The sequence below is a fragment of the Arsenicicoccus sp. UBA6765 genome (assembly GCF_002453335.1).
Lineage (GTDB): Bacteria > Actinomycetota > Actinomycetes > Actinomycetales > Dermatophilaceae > Arsenicicoccus > Arsenicicoccus bolidensis.
Genome location: NZ_DKGR01000059.1, coordinates 30681 through 50712, shown reverse-complemented (window position 1 = coordinate 50712; position 20032 = coordinate 30681). Strand labels below are relative to the sequence as shown.

The 20032-nt window shown below is 68.0% G+C and carries 27 protein-coding genes; 17 read left to right on the top strand and 10 right to left on the bottom strand.

What is annotated here, in order from left to right; genetic code table 11:
- Window positions 1–37 precede the first annotated feature (37 nt).
- The 6 genes from B4K29_RS16570 to B4K29_RS16545 form a co-directional block, all read right to left on the bottom strand.
- The gene (locus B4K29_RS16570) at window positions 38–724 is read right to left on the bottom strand and encodes an RraA family protein (protein ID WP_240739669.1); all 687 of its coding nucleotides are present in this window, start codon (window positions 722–724) and stop codon (window positions 38–40) included.
- Between the two features lie 84 nt (window positions 725–808).
- The gene (gene msrA / locus B4K29_RS16565; protein ID WP_020625394.1) at window positions 809–1372 is read right to left on the bottom strand and encodes a peptide-methionine (S)-S-oxide reductase MsrA; all 564 of its coding nucleotides are present in this window, start codon (window positions 1370–1372) and stop codon (window positions 809–811) included.
- Window positions 1369–1845, bottom strand: coding sequence for a peptide-methionine (R)-S-oxide reductase MsrB (msrB, locus tag B4K29_RS16560; RefSeq protein ID WP_020625393.1), 477 nt, complete (start codon window positions 1843–1845; stop codon window positions 1369–1371). The genes msrA (B4K29_RS16565) and msrB overlap by 4 nt, the downstream gene beginning before the upstream one ends.
- A 126-nt stretch (window positions 1846–1971) precedes the next feature.
- Window positions 1972–3420 (bottom strand): cysteine--tRNA ligase, encoded by a 1449-nt coding sequence (cysS, locus tag B4K29_RS16555; protein ID WP_070708717.1) that lies wholly within the window; start codon window positions 3418–3420, stop codon window positions 1972–1974.
- Window positions 3421–3423: 3 nt separating this feature from the next.
- A complete protein-coding gene (locus tag B4K29_RS16550) occupies window positions 3424–4287 on the bottom strand; it encodes a DNA-3-methyladenine glycosylase family protein (protein ID WP_070708718.1) in 864 nt (287 codons plus the stop codon).
- Window positions 4288–4294: 7 nt separating this feature from the next.
- Window positions 4295–4669 carry a VOC family protein gene (locus B4K29_RS16545; protein WP_251204187.1) on the bottom strand — a complete coding sequence of 125 codons (375 nt, stop codon included), beginning with the start codon at window positions 4667–4669 and terminating at the stop codon, window positions 4295–4297.
- A gap of 77 nt (window positions 4670–4746) precedes the next feature.
- Here B4K29_RS16545 and B4K29_RS16540 point away from each other — a divergent pair, with 77 nt between their 5' ends.
- Window positions 4747–5184 (top strand): MarR family winged helix-turn-helix transcriptional regulator, encoded by a 438-nt coding sequence (locus B4K29_RS16540; RefSeq protein WP_020621643.1) that lies wholly within the window; start codon window positions 4747–4749, stop codon window positions 5182–5184.
- Here B4K29_RS16540 and B4K29_RS16535 read toward each other — a convergent pair.
- From B4K29_RS16535 to B4K29_RS16520, 4 genes are read right to left on the bottom strand one after another with little or no spacing between them, the layout of a single operon-like run.
- Complete coding sequence (locus B4K29_RS16535) at window positions 5174–5527, bottom strand: hypothetical protein (protein ID WP_070708719.1); 354 nt, start codon at window positions 5525–5527, stop codon at window positions 5174–5176. The genes B4K29_RS16540 and B4K29_RS16535 overlap by 11 nt on opposite strands.
- Window positions 5524–6549 carry a helix-turn-helix domain-containing protein gene (locus tag B4K29_RS16530; protein ID WP_101966225.1) on the bottom strand — a complete coding sequence of 342 codons (1026 nt, stop codon included), beginning with the start codon at window positions 6547–6549 and terminating at the stop codon, window positions 5524–5526. The genes B4K29_RS16535 and B4K29_RS16530 overlap by 4 nt, the downstream gene beginning before the upstream one ends.
- Before the next feature lie 45 nt (window positions 6550–6594).
- Window positions 6595–7053 (bottom strand): DUF5709 domain-containing protein, encoded by a 459-nt coding sequence (locus B4K29_RS16525; protein ID WP_020627589.1) that lies wholly within the window; start codon window positions 7051–7053, stop codon window positions 6595–6597.
- Complete coding sequence (locus B4K29_RS16520) at window positions 7050–7586, bottom strand: carboxymuconolactone decarboxylase family protein (RefSeq protein WP_020627590.1); 537 nt, start codon at window positions 7584–7586, stop codon at window positions 7050–7052. The genes B4K29_RS16525 and B4K29_RS16520 overlap by 4 nt, the downstream gene beginning before the upstream one ends.
- A gap of 253 nt (window positions 7587–7839) precedes the next feature.
- On the opposite strand from B4K29_RS16520, the gene msrA (B4K29_RS16515) reads away from it, so the two are divergent.
- From msrA (B4K29_RS16515) to B4K29_RS16440, 16 genes are all read left to right on the top strand, one after another.
- Window positions 7840–8340, top strand: a complete 501-nt coding sequence (gene msrA, locus B4K29_RS16515; protein WP_043281847.1) for a peptide-methionine (S)-S-oxide reductase MsrA — start codon at window positions 7840–7842, stop codon at window positions 8338–8340.
- A gap of 24 nt (window positions 8341–8364) precedes the next feature.
- Window positions 8365–8760, top strand: a complete 396-nt coding sequence (locus B4K29_RS16510; protein ID WP_286968202.1) for a GNAT family N-acetyltransferase — start codon at window positions 8365–8367, stop codon at window positions 8758–8760.
- Between the two features lie 28 nt (window positions 8761–8788).
- Window positions 8789–9169: a thioredoxin gene (gene trxA, locus B4K29_RS16505; RefSeq protein WP_020627593.1), complete on the top strand. Its 381-nt coding sequence runs from the start codon at window positions 8789–8791 to the stop codon at window positions 9167–9169.
- Window positions 9169–9657: a carboxymuconolactone decarboxylase family protein gene (locus B4K29_RS16500; RefSeq protein ID WP_020627594.1), complete on the top strand. Its 489-nt coding sequence runs from the start codon at window positions 9169–9171 to the stop codon at window positions 9655–9657. Before trxA ends, B4K29_RS16500 begins: the two co-directional genes overlap by 1 nt.
- Window positions 9658–9912: 255 nt before the next feature.
- The gene (locus B4K29_RS16495; protein WP_168167988.1) at window positions 9913–10686 is read left to right on the top strand and encodes an AraC family transcriptional regulator; all 774 of its coding nucleotides are present in this window, start codon (window positions 9913–9915) and stop codon (window positions 10684–10686) included.
- A gap of 240 nt (window positions 10687–10926) precedes the next feature.
- Window positions 10927–12015 (top strand): ImmA/IrrE family metallo-endopeptidase, encoded by a 1089-nt coding sequence (locus tag B4K29_RS16490; protein WP_070708795.1) that lies wholly within the window; start codon window positions 10927–10929, stop codon window positions 12013–12015.
- A complete protein-coding gene (locus B4K29_RS16485) occupies window positions 12015–12929 on the top strand; it encodes a bifunctional DNA primase/polymerase (protein ID WP_020627596.1) in 915 nt (304 codons plus the stop codon). The genes B4K29_RS16490 and B4K29_RS16485 overlap by 1 nt, the downstream gene beginning before the upstream one ends.
- Window positions 12926–13582 (top strand): DUF2637 domain-containing protein, encoded by a 657-nt coding sequence (locus B4K29_RS16480; RefSeq protein WP_020627597.1) that lies wholly within the window; start codon window positions 12926–12928, stop codon window positions 13580–13582. Before B4K29_RS16485 ends, B4K29_RS16480 begins: the two co-directional genes overlap by 4 nt.
- Window positions 13579–14010: a hypothetical protein gene (locus B4K29_RS16475; protein WP_020627598.1), complete on the top strand. Its 432-nt coding sequence runs from the start codon at window positions 13579–13581 to the stop codon at window positions 14008–14010. Before B4K29_RS16480 ends, B4K29_RS16475 begins: the two co-directional genes overlap by 4 nt.
- An 80-nt stretch (window positions 14011–14090) precedes the next feature.
- On the top strand, window positions 14091–14951 hold the full coding sequence (locus B4K29_RS16470; protein ID WP_043281843.1) for a hypothetical protein: 861 nt from the start codon (window positions 14091–14093) through the stop codon (window positions 14949–14951).
- Window positions 14948–16021 (top strand): ParB N-terminal domain-containing protein, encoded by a 1074-nt coding sequence (locus B4K29_RS16465; RefSeq protein ID WP_020627600.1) that lies wholly within the window; start codon window positions 14948–14950, stop codon window positions 16019–16021. The genes B4K29_RS16470 and B4K29_RS16465 overlap by 4 nt, the downstream gene beginning before the upstream one ends.
- Window positions 16022–16097: 76 nt before the next feature.
- Window positions 16098–16796, top strand: a complete 699-nt coding sequence (locus B4K29_RS16460) for a hypothetical protein (protein ID WP_020627601.1) — start codon at window positions 16098–16100, stop codon at window positions 16794–16796.
- A gap of 14 nt (window positions 16797–16810) precedes the next feature.
- Window positions 16811–17986: a M23 family metallopeptidase gene (locus B4K29_RS16455; RefSeq protein ID WP_286968196.1), complete on the top strand. Its 1176-nt coding sequence runs from the start codon at window positions 16811–16813 to the stop codon at window positions 17984–17986.
- Window positions 17986–18252, top strand: coding sequence for a DUF6112 family protein (locus tag B4K29_RS16450; protein WP_043281856.1), 267 nt, complete (start codon window positions 17986–17988; stop codon window positions 18250–18252). The genes B4K29_RS16455 and B4K29_RS16450 overlap by 1 nt, the downstream gene beginning before the upstream one ends.
- Window positions 18253–18333: 81 nt before the next feature.
- A complete protein-coding gene (locus B4K29_RS16445; protein ID WP_020627604.1) occupies window positions 18334–18603 on the top strand; it encodes a DUF6112 family protein in 270 nt (89 codons plus the stop codon).
- Window positions 18604–18643: 40 nt separating this feature from the next.
- A partial coding sequence (locus B4K29_RS16440; RefSeq protein ID WP_286968189.1) for a conjugal transfer protein TrbL occupies window positions 18644–20032 on the top strand: 1389 nt, incomplete at its 3' end.

Here is a 20032-nt window from a genome sequence, read left to right as displayed (position 1 = left end):
AATGGCGCAACAACACCACACCACCGGGACCGTGAGGTCACCGCTCGCGCGTCAAGCCTTCGTTGCGACCTTCCCGCGCGATCAGGTCACGGGACGCGCTGTCGTCGGCACGGACCTGATGGGCGGTCTCAAGCACTTCGTCGATGTCGCTGTCGGGGATGACGACGGCTCCCGATGAGTCGCAGAAGATGTACTGGCCCGGATAGATGCCCACTCCTTCGATGACGACGGGAATATTTGCCTGAAACGGCGTGACCACTGCTCCACCCCAGGCGACGGCCTCTCCCGAGCACCATGCGGCGAACGGTTCCGCGGCCAGTTCGTCGAAGTCGCGAAGGCGTCCGTCAGTTAGGACGCCGGCGAGGCCGACGTTGGTCGCACGGGAGAGCTTCGTTCCACCGGCGAGAGACGTCGAGCTGTGGCCGTTGCTGGCCATCACGAGGACCGTGTTGCCGGGATTGGCTGGTGATCCGTCGACGGCCTGGTGGAACAGCCGTCCGAAGGTGTATTCCTCCGGGTCAAGTATGGCGTGGCAGGTCGGGAAGAAGGAGATCGTCGCGACGCGCCCGAACAGGATGCGTTCGGGTGCCGGGCTGACGAGCCCGGTGATATGGGCGCGGTGACGGTGCTTCCGGCCGAGCGCATCGGTCAGGTCTGCGCATGTGAGGACTGCGGCTGACGCTGCGCGACGTCGCTCCACCGCGTTGTCTTCATCTTCGTTCACGGTCGTTCCGCATCATTCCTCCGTCACTGATGACGCGGGGGCGTGCCACCGGCTCAGCGGTGGCACGCCCCCACGTGGACATGGTCAGACGGAAGCCTCGGTCGCCTGGATGCGGCGGGGCAGGACCCAGCCGGCACGAGGGTAGTGGCAGTTGTAGCCGTTCGGATACCGCTGGAGGTAGTCCTGGTGCTCAGGCTCGGCCTCCCAGAACGGGCCGGCGGGCTCGATCGTGGTGACAGCCGATCCTGGCCACAGACCGGAGGCATCGACGTCGGCGATCGTCTCCTTGGCGACCTGCTCCTGCTCGGGGGTGAGCGGGAAGATCGCCGACCGGTAGCTGGTGCCGATGTCGTTGCCCTGACGGTTCAGGGTCGACGGGTCGTGGATCTGGAAGAAGAACGCCAGGATGTCCCGGTACGTCGTCTTCGATGGGTCGAAGACGATCTCCACGGCCTCGGCGTGGCCGGGGTGGTTGCGGTAGGTGGCGTGATCGTTCTGCCCGCCGGTGTATCCGGCGCGGGTGCTGATCACGCCCGGCTGCTTGCGGATGAGCTCGTCCACGCCCCAGAAGCAGCCGCCGGCCAGGACGGCCGTCTCGGTGCCGGGTGTGCGGGTGACCTCTCCGGTGTCGTGAATTCCACTGGTCATGATGCGTGCTCCTTCGTGGTCGTGGTGGTGGTCTCGAACAGTGAGCGGAACTCTCCATACCCCTCGGCCTCCAGGTCGGAGACGGGGATGAACCGCAGCGCGGCGGAGTTCATGCAGTAGCGCAGGCCGCCGGCGTTCGCGGGGCCGTCGTCGAAGACGTGCCCGAGGTGGCTGTCCGCCCCGGTAGAGCGGACCTCGGTGCGGGGCATCCAGAGGGATCGGTCCGTCTTCGTGTGAACGGCGTCAGCGACGACCGGCTTGGTGAAGCTGGGCCATCCGGTTCCGCTGTCGTACTTGTCGGTGGATGAGAACAGCGGCTGTCCGGAGACGACGTCCACGTACAGGCCGTCCTCGTGGTTGTCCCAGTACTCGTTGCGGAAGGCCGGCTCGGTGCCGTCCTTCTGGGTGACGCGGTACTGCTGGTCGTTGAGGCGGCTCAGGGCCTCAGAAGTCTTGCTGTAGTCGTGCGACACGATGTCCTCCTTGTTCGGCGCCGCTGGCTGCGGCGTCACTGTTGATAACGCCGGGGTGACGCGGTTTGGTCCCGTGAGCCTGGGAGTGGGCTGTGACTTCAAGAATCCTCCTGTTGTTGTTCCGGGCTATGAGGTATGGCCTTCGGTGAAGCCCCATGTCGTACCTGACTGGCTGTCGTTGAGCACGATCCCGGCGGCGTCGAGTTCGTCACGGATACGGTCTGCAGTGCGGAAGTCTCCGGCCGCACGTGCCTGGGCTCGCTGGTCGAGCGCCTGTGCGATCAGGGCCTCCAGTGCGCGCTCGGCGCGCGGGGGTGTGGCCGTTGATTCGTCCCACGGGCTGTCGCGCGGGTTGATGCCGAGGACGTCAGTCATGGCGAGCACCGCATCCAGCGTGTCGGCACCGGTCCGCGCGTCGTGCTGGGCGAGGGCGGTGTTGCCCCGCCTGACTTCGTCATGGAGGACCGCGAGTGCCATGGGGATGTTGAGGTCGTCATCCAAGGCGTTTCGGAATGCGACCGGCAGCATGTCCGCGTCCGCCGCGCGCCTCGAGTGGTTGGCGCTCCGGGTGATGAAGTCTTCGATCCTGCGCATCGCCGCCGCGGCGGATCGCAGGGCGGAGTCGGTCAGTTCCAGGTTCGACCGATAGTGGGCCGATCCGAGGTAGTAGCGCAGGTCGAGAGGACGCATGTGCTGCAGTAGCTCGTCGAGGGGTGTCGCGTTGCCGAGGGATTTGCTGATCTTGTCGCCGCCGGACGTGACCCAGCCGTTGTGCATCCAGTAGCGCGCGAATCCGTATCCGGCGGCACGGGACTGCGCCTGTTCGTTCTCATGATGAGGAAAGCGCAGGTCGAGCCCGCCACCGTGGATGTCGAAGCTCTCTCCCAGGTAGCGGAGAATCATTGTCGAACAGCTCAGATGCCATCCGGGGCGTCCCGGCCCGTAAGGCGAAGCCCATGCCGCAGGAGCAACGATCTCCTCGCTGGCCCCCGCGTCCGGGGGAGCCGACTTCCAGAGCGCGAAGTCGCGAGGGTCACGTTTCTCTGTTGCCTGATCGGTATGTTCGTCTCCGCGGAGAGTGCCGTGCTCCTGTGAGGTCAAAGACCCGTAGCCGGGCCATGATGAGACGTCGAAGTAGACGTCCCCCGCTTCCCCTCCCGCTCGGTACGCGTGGCCCCGGGCGATCAGCCGGTCGATGAAGGTAAGCATCTCGGCGGTGTGCCCTGTCGCGCGCGGCTCGATCGTCGGCGGCAAGATACCGATCTTGCGATAAGCGTCGGCGAACGCCCTCTCATGACGAGCCGCCCACGCCCACCATGGAACGCCCGCCGTCTGGCTCGCGGCAAGAATCTTGTCGTCCAGGTCGGTGATGTTTCGCACCAGGGTCACGTCGAGCTCGTGGCCGATCTGGAGCCATCGTCGCAGCTGGTCGAAGACCACTGCGGATCGGAGATGACCGACGTGCGGCGGAGCCTGAACAGTCGGACCGCACAGATAGATGCCGACGTGGCCCGGTCGCAGGGGCGCGAACGTGCGTAGCGATGACGTTCCACTATCGAAGAGCCGTAACGTCATCGATCAGCCCATCTCACGGGTGCGCTGCTCTCGGAGCGCACGGAGGTGGACGGCGGCCCAGGAGCGGAAGGGGCGCCAGCGTTCCGCGACCTCCTCGAGCACCGAGTCGGGCCCGTACTGGTAGGAGATCTCGGCGTAGAGGCGGCGTTCCGCGCGCGGAAGGATGTCCTGGGCGTTGGCGCCGCGGATAAGGATGAGGTCCGTGGCGAACGGGCCGATGCCTGTCACCGTGAGCAGGTCGCGGCGAGCCGATTCTTCGGGCATCGTTCGGAGCCGAGGACCGTTGAGCAGCCCGGTGAGTGCGGCCTCTGCGACAGCTCGGAGATACTCTGGCTTCCGACCGGGTAGGTCTAGTTCTTCGGCGTCGATGGCGCGGATGAGCGCATCGGGCGCGGGAAACACCCCGTCGTTGCCGTGCGCGACGATAAGGTCGCGGCGGAGTCGGGCAGCGACCGGGACGCGGGTGCGCTGCGACAAGACGCACCAGGCTGCGGCTTCGTACGGGGAATGGAAGCCGCACGGGCGATATCCGGGGAGCGCCCTTTGGGCGGTGGCGACGATCGGGTCGCGATCGCCGACGGCCGGCCATTCCCGCGCGTCCACATCGAGAGAGAGGAAGCGCCGCACCTGCTCGGCGGCTGCGGTCAGATCGCCCGGGCCGGACAGACCGATCTGGGCGCTCTCCCCGCTCTGGGTGACGTGGGCGGATACGGACGTCCAGTCGTGCTCGCTCACAAAGCGTGCGGAGAGGACGTCCGGGTCGCCGCCGGACTCGATCGCGGTAGGGGTGAACTCTTCCCAGAACCGCTTGCTGGTGCGCAACGACCACGGCCCGAGCACTGGGACCGAGAGGGTGTGCTGCGCCATGGTGGTGTTAGGCGCGGGCGTGGATGGTGACGACGTAGCCGTCGGGGTCTCGGAACGAGAACTGCAGGCCGAACGGCCCCTCGACCGGTTCCTGCACGATCGCCACTCCCGCGTCGACGAGTCGTGCGTGCACGCGTTCCGCGTCATCGTTGTGGAACCAGACGCCGATGCCGGCGCCGAGCTGAGGGATCGCGTCGAGATCCACGCCCGGGAACGGGTCGCGGACGGCGAACGCGGTTCCTTCTGCGGAGAAGACGGTCGCTGCCGGGTTCGAGTCTGGGAGCCGTGTGAGTCCGACGAGCTTGTCGTAGAACTCCGCGGAGACGGCGCGGTCCCGCACCTGGAAAGAGATGAAGTCCGGGCCGGTGGTTGTTGCTGCCATGAGCAAGCTCCTGTTCTGTTCAATAACGCCAGTGTCAATATCCTGACACTCAGTGGAGTGTGTGTCAAACTATTGACATGGATGCATTGGACCGGAGCCCGGAGTCGTTGGGGGTGTTGATCAAGGAGACGCAGTCGCTCCTGAACCAGCGAATGGACGATCGGCTTCGCCCGCTCGCGCTGAGTGTGCCGCAGTACGCGTGCTTGACCGCCTTGCAGGACACGCCAGGTATCACGAGCTCCGAGCTCGCCCGACGCGCGTTCGTGTCCCGTCAGTCGATGAACGTGCTGCTCCAGGGACTGGAGAAGCGGGGGCTGGTGACCCGCTCGAGTGATCCTGGACCCCGGCGAGAACGGAGCGTGGTGCTGAACGACGCCGCAGAGCTCCTCCTCGAACGCGCGCATGAGGAAGTGTCCTCGGTTGTTCAACGCATGACGATGGAGGTCGAGCTGGTGGAGCGCGCCCGTCTTTACGAGCTTCTGGCCCGTTGCCGAGACGCCCTGCTCATTCCTTGACAGCATTGTCAGGCCCGGGGAGCTGGTACCGGCCGACGGCTGTGTAGGAGCCGCGGCGGAAGCGCAGACCAGTGATCCGCTCATCTTCGACGAGCCAGCGCAGTTCGTAGCACGCTCGGTAGTCCGGCGGCCAGAAGGAGCAGAACTGCCCCTCTGCATCCACGTACCACTCCCCCAACGTGGGTCTTCCGTTCTCGACATACACGGTCTTGCCGTTCTCGGCGAATGCCTGCGTCGCCCCGTCCTCGTACAGGATCGATGCGGCCGTCAGCGCGCGAGGGATATCCGATGCTCGAACTTCCTCCGCGTCAACGACGGCGAGATCAGACAGCGGCTCGTTCATCCGTACGTCTCCTCTGGTCTGATCTGCTGCGGGAGATCCAGTCGACTCTCGTCCTGGATCTCATCGGGGCGAGGTGTGGTGTTGTTGCGCCATTGGCGGGGTGTGGTGCCGAATTCTTCGCGGAAGATGCGGCTGAAGTGGCTGGCGGAGACGAATCCGTGCTGTTGGGCGAGGATGCCGATGGGGACGTCGATGGTGGCCGGTGCGGTCAGGGCGTCGCGGACGCGACGCAGGCGCTGGGACTGGATCAGCTGCGCGAGCCTGATGTCCGCGCGGGACATCTCTGCGTAGAGCAGACGCTCGGACACGTGCAGGTCCTTCGCGATCCGGGCGGCTCCGAGACCGGGGTCGGTGAGGTTGTCGAGCACGTAGGTGACGATCTGCTCGGCCAGCGGATACCGGGTCGTGGCGCGGTCGGGAGTGAGGGCGCTGAGCAGGGTGACTTTCAGCAGGTCGGCGACGGGCGCGAACACGTCCACCTCGTCGCGAAGGCTGAGTTCGGAGTCCATCACGCCCCCGAGCACGGACCGCAGCAGCGCCGCCAGCGAGGTCCGCTCCTGCAGGTCCACACCCGAGACCTCAGCGACCTGATCCGCCGTCAACCCCACCACACCCAACGGCAGTCGGAAGAAGTCCCCGATGACTCCTTCGTCGAAGGCGTGGACGTAGGGGCTCGTGCTCGGGTAAACGACGATGCTGCCCGGGGTCATCACGGTCTGGTCATCGCCACGGCGCAGCATCGACCGGTTGCCGCGCTGGAAGACCACGAACAATGACTCGTCGTCGTCCGACATGATCATCCGCTGGGGACGCATAGCGAGGGCAGCCAGCGAGGGCACCGTCTTGACGGACAACGCTCTCAGCTGCCCGATGTCTTGGTAGGACACGTTCACATGCGCCTCGCGGCCCTGCGGGTCGAGAGTCAGGTCCGTCTGGACGAGGTTCTCGCAGAGCATCGTGCGGATCGTCTCCACGCGGTCACGTGGATCGATGCTGCGCGAGTCCCATGTCTGCTGCATCATTACAGCCTCCGCCGGTCTTCCGGGCTTCCCCGGTCTGATTCCAGACTATTGCCGGTCATAGTCGCCCTCGTCGATGACGACATGGATAGCCGCTTCTTCGGCGGAGGCGGCACCGTTGTCGATGCCGATGTCGGAGGCCCAGAAGTCGGAGGATGGGTCTGGGTTGCCGGGTTCGGTCCAGATCAGCCGTCCAGCGCGTACCGATCCGACCTGGTCGTCAAGGATCTCGCCGTCCGTGCCGATGATGTCGCCGATCCCGTCGCCCATCGGCTCTTCGGGTTCGTACTCCGGCACCTCACGCGCCAAGCGAGCCGCCAGCGGCTCCCGGGCACGTGCTTCGCGTGCAGTGAATCCCCACGACAGTTCGGATGACCGCCGCTCCGGTGGAGAGTATCCCGGGCCGTCGTCATCGGAGTCTTCGCCGAGAAGATCCGAGTCCAGGCTCTCATCCGGCGGAAGCAGATCGAACTCGATGTCCTGCCCACTGAACGATCCGTCAGTCATGATGGGTTCCCTTTCTTTCCCCTGACGCCTGGTCTCTCGGCGTCGCGAGCAGACTCTTCACCACCGGGCGATACCACCGGCACGGAGCCTTGTGCGAGCTTCAGCCTCGTCCACACGTTCATGTTGATGACGACGGCTGCGATCTCCGCGATCTCACGCTCATCGAAGAACACCGTCAGCCCTTGATGCATCTCATCGAAGTGCTCGTGCTCGTAACGTGTCAGCGCTTCGCAGTACGCCAGTGCGAGTGCTTCGGAACCGGAGAACATCGTGCTCTGCCGCCAACTCGCCAGGTGCGCCACCATCGCCGCGCCGATTCCTACTTCCACGGCGATACGCGTGTGCAGGATCAGGCAGTACGAGCACGGATTGATCTGAGCAACCCGCAATCGGAGAAGGGCAGCGAGGCGATCACCGATCGACAACTTCGCCGTGTACCCGAACCCCGCAGCCATCTGCTTCGCAAGTTCGTGGAAGTCAGAGAGATCCGGGTCAAAGCGCACATTCTCGAAATCGATCTGCTCTGATATCACGATCTCTCCTCACCGTAGGGCACGGTTCGCTGGCTTGCCGGAGTTCCGACGCCTCCTCCGACGGTAGATCCGCTTCTCTGCCCTGTGTGGCCTGCCCCTGCAGAGAGCTGTCTTCTCCCTGCAACCGCCCGCTCCGCTTCCGAACGCCGCAGGTCGCGGACATTACGCTGCACAGCCAGGCCACCTGGACAGCACCCGGCTCCGTATCGTGACCCGAAGGGGCGTGCTGCCCGCCGTGAAGAGAGAGAAGACGATGCCGACCTCGAGAGTGATCCTCGCCAGCGGCTGCTTCTGGGGAGCCCAGGAGCTCTTCCGCTCACTCCCGGGCGTCGTGAGCACCCGCGTCGGATACTCCGGCGACGACGACACCCCCAACGCAACCTACCGGGATCACGGGGATCACGCAGAAGCCCTCGAAGTGATCTATGACCCCTCGATCATCCGATTCCAGATACTGCTGGAGTTCTTCTTTCAGATTCACGATCCCACCACTCGGAACCGTCAGGGAAACGACATCGGGCGCAGTTACCGATCAGCGATCTTCACGACGACCGAGGGACAGAGGAAGGTCGCCTTCCACGTGATCGAAGCGATCAACGCTTCCGGCCGCTGGCCAGGAAAAGTCGTGACAGAGGTGGGCGAAGCCGGCCCGTTCTGGGAGGCCGAACCCGAACACCAGGACTACCTGCAGAAGCACCCCAATGGATACTCGTGCCATTTCATCCGACCCGACTGGGTACTACCGGGCCGCTGACCGAGATCTCGCGATAGGAGACACATGAAACATCCCGACGGAATGATCGGCTTGACCGCGACCGACGCCGACACTGACCTCCCGGCTGCATCCTCGGACGCAGTCGAAGACTTCGTCATCACTGAGAACGTCGAGTCCGAGCTGTACGAAGCGACCGTGAACGGCAAGCTCGCCGCCGGCCTGCTCTACAGCAGAACCGGCGACCGGGTGCTTCTGCTCGCGACGCCCGTGTTCCCCGAGTTCCGCGGAAAGGGAGTCGCGGCGCGACTCCTTGGAGGCGTCCTCAACAGTCTCCGCGAGGACAAGAAGACCGCGACGGTCTCGTGCCCCTTCGCCGCCGCGTACATCCGCGCTCATCCGGAGTATGCGGATGTCGTCGACACGCGGTTCCCTGGCAACCCCCACGGACACCACCACTGATCGTCATACGCACAAGAGGAGAACCCACATGGCAACCGTCGAACTGACCGAGGACAACTTCGAGGTCACGATCAATCAGAACGACATCGTTCTCGTCGACTTCTGGGCGGACTGGTGCGCACCATGCCATCAGTTTGCGCCGGTCTTCGAGAAGTCGTCGCAAGACAATCCCGACATCGTCCACGCGAAGCTCGACACGGAGTCGGAGCAGCGCATCACTGCGGCGGCCCAAATCACCGCGATTCCCACTCTGCTCGCCTTCCGCCAGGGGTTGCTCGTCTTCAGCCAGGCCGGCGCCCTACCGCCCACTGCCCTAGCCGAAGTGGTAGAGAACGTCAGAGGACTCGACATGGACGAGGTCAGGAAGGACCTCGACTCCGATGGCGGCTCGGCCAAGGATGATCGCTGATGTCCACCTTGCATGGAGCACGCCCCTACATGGACAAGGCCGTCCCAGAAGCATGGGAAGCCGCGTCTGCGTTCGCGACCGCTGTGTCTGAAGCCGCATCGCAACGCGGACTCACTCCCGCCGAGAGCGAGTTGATCAAGGTTCGGGCGTCGCAGTTGAACGGATGCGTCTTCTGCCTCGATCTGCATTCGCGGCAGGCAAGGCGCGCAGGCGTCAATCAGCAACTACTCGACATCTTGGCCGCCTGGCGCGAGTCGCCACTGTTCAGCGATCGAGAGCGCGCCTTGCTCGCGATCGCTGAAGCAGCCACCCGGCTCCCCCTCGACGCCGCCGTGAATGTCGAGCTCGCGCAGGCCCGAAGCACCCTCTCCGAGGCGGAGTTCGCGGCCGCGGAGTGGGTCGCCGCGGCCATCAACATGTTCAATCGGATCTCGATCCTCAGCGAACATCGCGTGCGACCACGCGACTCGGAAGGCAAGCTGAGCTGACGGTGTGCCGTGCGCAGCGTGGCCGCTACGCCAGAGGACGCGTTCGAGGCCGCGCACGACTTGCCGGCCACTCAACCGATCAGGTTCACGCCCCCCTACGCAGCGGTTCAAGCGCCAGGAGATATCGCGGCCATAGAGATGGTGCGTACGGTCCCGTCAAGCCGTACCGTGTTCCGGCACGCGAAGATACTCAACGTCGTTGAGGGCTCCTGCGCCCTAGAGACTGCTGAGAGCATGCACGTCCTGCGTCCTGGCATGTCTCTTGCCCTCGGCACCGGCAAATGGTGCCGCGTGCGCCCATCCCCGTCCGTACGCATCTGGGCCATCTACGCCGACGAGCAGTTCTGGCGCACCCAGATGGCATGGTTCCTCCCTGACGCAGAACGAGTGATCGCAGGAGTACACCCCCTCGAGTGGGACGGCCGCGCAATCGTCCTTGCGCCAGGTATCGCTGTGCTGCGGCATGTCGAGCCGATATGGCGACAGATGAGCGTACTGCGCAGCGGGACCCACTCGCCCGAAGTCGTCGCGACTCACACTCTCGAGCTTCTCGCACGATGGATGAGGCTGATACTGCCGACTTTTCTGGACGAAGCGCCGGACACCCTCACGACACCGTGGACACCCATCAATGGACGACTGACCGACACCGGATCTATTGGCTACGTCGGTCAGGCAATCCGGTTGCTTCGCGGGCGCATCGCAGAGCCGTGGACCGTTGGAGCGCTCTCACGCGAACTCTCCCTCTCACGGACCCACCTCACCCGCATGTTCGTACAGTACGCCGGCGCCGCACCAATGCGTCTACTCACTGAACTCCGGCTCACCGAATTCGCGCGGCTCATCGAAGAAACCGACATTTCCGTAATGCGTGCCGCAAGCGAAGTCGGGTGGAGCGATCCGCGCGTAGCATCCCACTGGTTTCTCCGTCGCTACGGCATCACGCCGACACAGTACCGGCGCACACCACATACGGTTCCTGAGGATCGACAAAGCCACGCTATCGCTGTCAACGACACCAGCCGGTAACCTCTGCGGACTCGTCGTATGAACCGCTCCACTCGACGCGTGTCCCACGTTTCGCCGGCGACGTCGACAGGTCTTGGACTGCCGTGTAGAACACGTCAAATACGTCGGGTTCATCGCGGAGCCTGACGGCCACAGGCCCAGTCCGTTGTCCGTCTCTCTTCTTCCTGATCCGCCCGGCGCACCTCATGGTCGCAAGGGTCAACGGCTTGTGCCGTTGGCCTCGCCGGGAGGAGGTCATTGATGGCGACGGACGAGGAGGCGCGAGCAGCGCGGGATGCGCGGCTCCAACAGCTCCATGAGCGGCTAACGGCTGCAGTCGATCAGCTCGTCTCGGGTGAGGACTGGAAGCGTGCGCTGGAGTTCGCGGCCCGGTTCCGGGCGAAGTCGTTCAACAACACGCTGCTGATCTGGGCTCAACATCTCGATCTCTACGAGGCAGGTCGCACAAGCGCGCCAGAGCCGACCTTCGTGGCCGGTTACAAGCAATGGAAGGCGCTGGGTCGCTCTCCGCTGGCAGGCGGGTCGATGCAGATCTTCGCCCCGCTGATGGCGCGGTTCGCGTCCTCGACACCGCAGAACCCCGGATCATGGCGCCGCCTGGACAGGTACGAGAAGCCGAAGCCCGGAGAAACGGTCCGGTCGAAGATGGTCCGCGCGATTCCGGTGCGTGTCTGGGATGTCTCGATGACCGACGGCCCGCCGATCCCTGAACGCCCGGCGCCGACGCTGATGGAAGGCCAGGCACCGGACGGCTTATGGGAAGGGCTATCGGCACTGGTGGCGGCCGAGGGCTTCGCGGTGCTGCGGGTCGAGCACGAGGGGATGATCCACGGCGCGAACGGCCTGACCGACTTCCAGGCGCGCACGGTCGCGGTGCGGACGAACATGGACGACGCCGCGCAGGTGAAGACCCTCGCGCACGAGCTCGCGCATGTGATGCTGCACGGCCCCGACAGCCCGGATGCGACCGGGCATCGAGGCGTCGGCGAGGTCGAGGCCGAGTCCGTGGCGCTGATGATCGGCGCCGCGCATGGCATGGACACCACCGCCTACACGATCCCGTATGTTTCGGGCTGGGCGGGCACGGTCAAGGACAAGGACCCGGCCGAGGTTGTGCAGGCCACCGGCGAGCGTGTCCGCAAGGTCGCCGTGACGATTCTCGACGCGCTACCCACCGTTCAGGTCGGCACGGGCGACCCGCCCGGCCTGTCCCGTGAGTCGACTGGGACTTCGCGTGTGGCTGGCTCTAAGCGGATCGCACCCCAGTCGGTGCCGGGCGAGTCGGCGCGTTCGTCGCGTCCTGCGGACGTCGCGGTGAGGAGCCTGTGATGAGCGTCGCCAGCGTCCTCTCCTCGGTGTCGACCCTTCCATTGCCACAGGCCGCCGCGCTGCTCGCGGCTGCTGGGGTGCCTGTGTTGCCGTGCGTGCCGGGCGCGAAGAACCCGCTGTTGAAGCCCGATGAGGAGAACCCGGAAGCGCAGCCCGGCGGGTTCCACGCGGCAACCATCGATGCCCGTCAGGTGGCGGCGTGGTGGCGGCGGTGGCCGTCCGCGAACATTGGCATCCCGACCGGCGCTGTCTCCGGGGTCGTGGTCGTCGATGTGGATCGCAAGCCCGGCGGTGACGGGTTCGCGGCGTTCGAGCGCTCCCGCCGTGCCGGCCTGGTGCCGGGATGGCTGGCCGCGGTCAGGTCGGCGTCGGGCGGGGCGCACTTCTACTTCCCATCCGACCCGGACCGGCCGCAGCGGTCGTGGCAGGCGGCGAAGGCGCATGTGGACTTCCGCGGCGACGGCGGCTACATCATCGTCCCGCCCTCGGCCGTGACAGGCGCCGGCTCCTACGAGTTCGTCGCCGGTGCCGACCGTGCGCCCGCACCGGTCGATGCGGCTCGGCTGCGGGACTTCCTCGACCCGCGCCCGGAGCCTGCCCCGCACCAGGTACGCGGCCCGATCCGGTCGGAAGATGCCACACGGCTGGCCGCGTGGGTCGGGATGCGCGCCGAGGGCGAGCGCAACCGCGGCCTGTTCTGGGCATCGTGCCGTCTCGCGGAGGCAGGCATGTCGCTGCCGGAGATGGTCGACGCGCTTGCCCCGGCCGGCGAACGAGTCGGCCTTGCGCCGCGAGAGGTCGAGACCACGATCCGTTCTGCGTACCGCGTCGCGCACGCCCGGCCCGCATCCGTCGTCGGGCAGGGCGATGCGCCGCAACGGCCGGTGCGGCTCACGGGGCAGGTGCTCTTATGAGTACCGCGGTACGGACGCGGGGCGGCGGGGTCGCGGTCGTGACGGCCTTGGCCGGGACGGTGTTCATCGCGGCCGGCGCGTTCTGGCTCTCGTTCACCGCCCTCGCGGACCTCGCTCGCCGCTCGGGCGTGGATGCCGGGCAGGCCTGGGCGTGGCCGCTCATCGTCGACGGGATCATCGTCGTCGCGACGGTCGCTGTCGTCGCCCTCGCGAGCCAGCGGTCGGCTTGGTACCCGTGGCTGCTGCTCGCGGCCGGTGCGCTGGTGTCGGTGACGGCGAACGCGATCCACGCCGTCGTCGCGGCCGACGCCGACGTGCCCAGCGTGCTCGCCGCGTGTGTGGCGGCGGTACCGCCGATGGTGCTGCTGGCGATCACGCACCTCACCGTGATCCTCACCCGCCCCCTTCCCGCGAGCATCGAGCCCGCCGAGGAGCCTGCGCCTGATGAGCGCGTGCCTGATGCTGCGCCAGCGCCGCTGGCGGTCGGACCGGTGCGCCAGGCGAGCCGGGAGCTCGCAGCGCGCCTGCGCGAGGAGGAGGGCTGGTCGAACAAGGCCATCGCCCGGCGCCTGGGCGTGCACCCCTCCACCGTGGGTCGCTGGTTCACGGCCCCGCCCGCACTGACGAGGCCTGAGGAGAAGGAGACGCCATGAACGACGACCAGCACACGACCGCCCTGCACGAGCGCGTCGAACGCGCCCCGGACTGGCCGGAGCGCGACGAGACGCCGCGGGAGGGCGAGACCTCGGCGCTCGCCCGGCACCGCGACCCGTCGCTGACCAAAGACACCACGGAGGCGGCGAAGAAGCAACGGCCGGGCGTGGAGTGGGTGCGCCCGACCGACCTGATGGTCTCCCGCTCGGCCAGGGTTGCGGGACGGGGTATCGACTTCCAGGCTGAGCTCGCCCGCCGCTCCCGCCGGGTTCCCGGCCAGGCGTACCGGGCAGCGCGCACCGGGGCGCGCACTGGTGTCCGGTTCGTGAGCGAGCGTGCCCGGAAGCTGCCGCCCGTGACGGCGTTCGGCCGCGGGTCCGGGGAGCACTACTCCTGGGTGTCTCGCTCCGGGATCGGGCTCGGGTAACCATGTTCGCCCCCGGCGCGACGGCGCGAAACCAAGCCGCTGGGGGCCGTGTGCGCACCTGCCTGTCAGGAGGTGCCGTCATGGAGACTGCCACGGCCCGCAAACGGCGGGAACGATTCGACGATTCGGAAGCGCTGCGCGCCCTGCTCACCCGCCTCCACGAGGCGGGGCGCGGAGCGTGGCGCCATGACCCCGAGGCCGCTGCGCTCATGGAGCACGCGGCGAGCAAGTACGCGGCGCTGGCCCGCAAACACGGACTGGACCCGTGGGAGGCGGCGTCCGCGGCATTCGAGGCGATGCGCGGTGCCGCGACCCGCCGGGCGGAGGACCCGTGGGCGGTGATCACGCGGGCGGTGCAGGTGACGTGCACCGCGGAGGAGCGCGGCAACGGGCTGCTGTGCTCCGTTCACCAGGCCCGCCGTCCCCGCTACTCGGTGTTCCACGATGCGGAGCGGTTCAGCGATCGGGAGAACCCGCTGCCCGACTACCACCCCGCGTTCCGGTTCGACCCATTCACCGACGACGAGCCCGACGACGAGGACCCGGCGCCCGAGCGAGCGGTGAACGTGACCGCCGCCATCGAGGACACCATCGCGTTCCTCACCCGGGTCGGGTGGGAGCCAGAGACCGCGCGGGCCGCGGTCGAGTACGTCACTGCCCGGCTCACGGAGGCGTCCTCGCGGGCGTCGGCGTTCGAGGTGCTGCGCCGAGACCGGCAAGCCCGCGCCCTCCTCGACCTCCCCGGCGCATCCTGGACGGCGCTGCTGCGGGCCGTGCTCGGCGTTCCCGACCCGGCACTCGCGCACACGAACGCCGGCCGCGGAATGCTCCGCCGCCTGCTGATCGGCCAGCCGCTGCGCGCACTCCTCACAGACGACGATCTCGTGATCACCGCCGGGCTCGCCGCACCCAGATTCGATGCCGGGAGCGGCGGGCGATGAGCACGCCGCTGGAAGGCCGAATCGAGCTGGAGCGCGCCGTCGATTCGATCGTCGTCGGCGCGCGGCACAGGCACGACCACGGCGACCTGATCCCGCTGGTCGAGTCGATACGCCGCCACGGGCTGCTGCAGCCGATCACGGTCACCCTCGACGGGCACCTGATCTGCGGAGCCCGACGGCTCGCGGCGATCAAGCTGCTCGGCATCAAAACCGTCAACGTGTGGGTACGCTCCGGCGTCTCCGACCGGCTCGGGCAGCTCCTCGCGGAGCAGGACGACAACCAGCTCCACAAGCCCCTCACCCAGCTCGAAGCCGCCGCCCTCTACCGCGAGCTGAAGGCCCTGCTGGCCGAGGACGCCGCGCGCCGACAGGAGGCCACCCGGTTCCAGGCGTCCGCCGACGACGCAGAAGACGGTGGTGCCAATTTGGCACCACCGCAGATCGAGCAGGGCAAGACCCGTGCGCAGGCTGCTCGGATGGTCACTGGCCGCGCCTCCTACACGACGTTGGAGCGCATCGGCCGGCTGGAAGACCTCGCCGCGGACGAGTCCCAGCCCGAGGCGGTGCGGGCGCGCGCCGCGCAGGAGGTCGAGCAGATCAAGACCGGCGGCAGCGTCTATCCCTCGCATCTGCGCGTGAACGCGGAGCTGTCGCTGGCGGAGCTCGACCAGCTCGCCGCCGACCCTGCCCAGCCCGCCGAGCTGCGCGAGCAGGCCCGCACCGAAGCGGATGCGGTGCGGGCGGCGGAGCGGGAGGCGAAGGCTGCGGAGCTGGAGCAGTTGGCGCAGGCCGCGCTCGCCCGCGTCAAGGCCGCCAAGACCGGCAGGAAGGCGAAGCGGCCCGCGCTGACGGCGGTGGAGCCGGGTGTCCCGGTGCCGTTCCCGCTGAGCGTGTTCACCGCGACGTGGGACGACATGGCCTCGTGGTGGGAGCACTACGACCCCGCCGATGTCGGCCCGGCACTCACCACCGAGCAATGGGCCCGGTTCGAGGAGACGATCGCCGGCACCGTCACGTTCGCCGATGCCGCCCGTGCCGCCCGGGAGGACCGGGCCGAGCAGACCGCCTGAACAGGGCGGGGGGCGGTGGTGCGCACCTTCCTGGCAACCACGCATCCCTGTTGCCGTCCGGGAAGGACCCCTGTTCATGGACCCCGCCGCCCCCGATGACCGTCGCCGTCGTCGCCTGCTGATCGCCGCCACCGCCGCAGGCCTCGCCCTGCTGATCCTCGTCGGCGTCGGCATCTACGGACTCGTCCACGGCCCCGCCGCGGCCGACCCGGCGTCGAGCGAACGCCCGTCTACCACGGCTGCGCCTGTGACGCCCGGCCCGATGCCGGGCGGTGAGCTGGAGTCGCTCCGGCAGAACCTCGGCCCGGAAGCGTTCGCCCGCGCGGTCGCGACCGCCCTGTTCACCTGGGACACCACGACCGGGCACACGCCCTCGGACTATGCGCAGGTGCTCGCGGATGCCGCCCACGGTTCCGAGGCGGATGCGTTCGTGGGCGACGTGCGCGCCTACCTGCCTTCTGTGGAGGCGTGGGCGCAGCTGCGACAGTATGCGACGCGCCAGTGGCTCACCATCGACGAGGTGTTCATCCCGGAGGCGTGGGAGACCGCCGTCGACCAGGCCGCGCCCGGCCAGATCCCGGCCGGGGCGATCGCCTACACCTTCGAGGGCACGAGGCACCGCGACGGCACCTGGGGCACGACGCCGGTGGAGGCGTCCCGCCCGGTCGCGTTCACCGTGTTCCTCGTCTGCAACCCGCCCACGCCCGGCCACGGCGCGGCATCAGGTTCGTGCGAGGTGCTGCGGCTGTCCGAGCTCGACAACCCGCTGCACTAGCCGGGAGCGTCGTGATGAAGAAGCTCGCCGTCCTCGCCCTCACCCTGCTGCTCATCGGGCCCTCCACGGCCCTGCTGGGCGTCGCCGCGCTCGGCGGCACCTCCGCGACCGCCGCCGTCTGCACGCCCGGCTCACTCGCGGTCGGCCCGATCCCGGACTCGCTGACCACGACGACCCGAAACGGGGAGACGGTCACGCTGAACCGGCAACAGCTCACGCACGCGGCGACGATCATCACGGTCGGCGGGCAGACCGCCGGCGTCGGCCGCGACGGTGTGCTCATCGCGCTCATGGCCGCCCTCACCGAATCCACCCTGCGGATGCTCGCCAACACCAGCGCCTACCCCGAGTCGGCGAACTATCCGAACGACGGCAACGGTTCTGATCATGACTCGCTCGGCCTGTTCCAGATGCGCCCCGCCAGCGGCTGGGGCACGGTCGCCGAGCTCATGGACTCGGCTTACCAGGCCAGGGCGTTCTACGGCGGCGAGTCCGGCCCGAACTACCCGCCCCCGCGGGGGCTGCTCGACATCCCCGGCTGGCAGCAGCTCGACCCCGGCGAGGCCGCCCAGGCCGTCGAGGTCAGCGCCTACCCGGACAGGTATCAGAACTACCAGCCAGTCGCGCAGGCGATCCTCGACGCCCTCACCCGCCCCGCGCCCTCCGGCAACGGCGGCGGGGATGAGACACCGGTCGTGCCCGAGACGACCAGGATCGTGTTCCCGCTTCCCGAGGGAACCTGGGTGCGGACGAGCCCGTTCGGGTGGCGCAACGACCCGATCACCGGGGAACGACGCTTCCACGCAGGCTCGGACTTCGCCGCCCCCGACGGCACCCCGATCTACGCCGTCGCCGATGGCGTCGTGGTGCGCGCGAACTACACCGACGCAGGCGGCGGGATCATCGTCATCGAGCACACCGTCGGCGGGCAGCGGGTCGCGTCGATGTATGTGCACATGTGGCAGCACGGCATCCACGTCGCCGACGGCGACACCGTGACCGCGGGCCAGCACATCGGAGACGTCGGCTCCTCCGGCCACTCGACCGGCCCGCACCTCCACCTGCAGATCCACCCCGGCGGCGCCGGAGCGGACCCGGTGGACTCCGACGCCTGGCTCACCGAACACGGTGCCGGAGGGATTGCGGGCGGCGATGCCGCCCCCGCCCTGTGCACTGCCGGGGGCGCGTGATGGACGTGTTCCCCGACTTCGGCGGCGTGGGCGGCGCCGCAGACCTGCGCTCCATCGTCGGCGCGCTGCTGATGTTCGTGCTCGTCACCGCGGTGCTCATGCTCATCGTCTGCGCCATCATCTGGGCGATCAGCGGAGCCTCCGGCAACTACCAGGCAGCGACCAAGGCCCGCACCGGCCTGCTTGTCGCGGTCGGCGCCGCCGCGCTATCCGGTGCCGGCGTTGCCTGGCTCAACTTCCTGCTGGACGTCGGCACCCGGCTCTGACCGTCCTTGCCTGTGCGGCTGGGAGCGAGTGCGCACCTGACCGTCGAGAACCCCGTCTCGACCAGTCAAGGGAGCACAACCGTGATCGACATCGACCCCAACAGCTCGGGCCTTCCGGGCATCGAGCAGCTGCGCATCATCGTCGGCGCCGTCATGACGGTGGGCCTGATCCTCTCCGTCCTCGCCCTGATCGTCTCCGCGATCGTCTGGGGTCTCGGATCGAACAGCAGCAACCCCCACCTCGCCAGCCGCGGCAAGGTCGGCGTCCTCGTGAGCTGCGGGGCGGCGATCATCTGCGGCGCGGCGGTGACGCTGGTGAACTTCTTCTGGGGCGTCGGGCAGGCCGTCTAATGACGACCCGACATGACTTCCGACGGCGGGGGTGGGCGCGGTGAGCGTCTGCGACGTCCCGGTCATCTCCTCCGTCTGTGACGCCGTGGGCGAGGGCACCGCCTCCCTGATCGCGGCCCCGTTCGACTGGCTGGCTCAGGCGATGGCGGGGGCGGCGGCGTGGCTGTTCGAGGCCGTGTGGTGGGTGTTCGACACCACGACCCTCGTCGACGTCACGAGCGCCGAGTACGTCGGCGTCTACAACGTCCTCTTCGGCGTCGCCGTGTTCGTGATGCTGATCTTCTTCTGCCTCCAGCTCATCACCGGCCTGGTCCACCGCGACCCGACCGCCTTGTCCCGTGCCGCGCTCGGCCTCGCCAAGTCCGTCCTCGGCTCGTTTCTCGTCATCACGCTGACGGCGCTGCTGTTGGAGGTGACCGATCAGCTCGCGGTCGGGATCGTGCAGGCCACCGGGAACACGATGGAAGGGATGGGGACCCAGATCGGGCTCCTCGCCGTCGCCCTCGGCGCCATCAACATCGGCGGCCCTGGCGTCGGGGCGATCCTCACGATCTTCTTCGCCGGCCTAGCCATATCGGCGGCGGCGATTGTGTGGTTCTCCCTGCTGATCCGCAAGGCGCTGCTGCTGGTGGCGGTCGTGTTCGGCCCGGTCGCCCTGGCCGGGGCGACGTGGGATGCGACGAAGGGCTGGTTCGCCAAGTGGGCGGCGTTCGTGATCGCCCTGATCTTCTCCAAGCTCGTCCTCGTCGTGATCTTCCTCGTCGCGATCGGGCAGGTCTCGGCCCCGATCGAGGCCGACCTGGCCTCCATCTCCGACCCGATCGCGGGCGTCGTGCTGATGTTCATCGCCGCGTTCGCCCCGTACATCACCTACAAGTTCCTGTCGTTCGTGGGCTTCGACATGTACCACGCGATGTCGTCCGAGCAGGAGGCGAAGTCCGCGCTGAACCGGCCCGTGCCGGTGCCGTCCGCCCCGCAGGCCGACACGGCCAAGAAGGTCCTCGACGGCGGCACCGACCCGGGCAGCAAGCCGCCGAGTGGTGGAGGCGGCGCGGGCGGAGGCTCGACACCGCCCCCACCTCCTCCCGGTGCGTCGGCTGCGGCCCCGGCCAGCGCGGGAGCCGGCACGGCGGGCACCGGCGCCGCCGCATCAGCCGGAGCAGGAGCAGGGGCTGGAGCTGGAGCTGGAGCTGGAGCGGGCGCCGGAGCTGCCGGCGCTGGCGCGGCTGGTGCCGGTGCGGCCGCGGGGCCGGTCGGTGCCGCGGTGGTCGTCGGAGCCGCCGTGGTCAAGGCCGCAGCGACCGCCGGTCCGAAGGCAGGCAGAGCGGCGGGCGGCGCGGCGGGCAGTCACGCCGGGGCGGCGGCCGGGCAGGCATCCCCCCCGCCCCCGCCGGGCGCGCGGGGGCCCCGGGGCCCCCGGGGGGCCCCC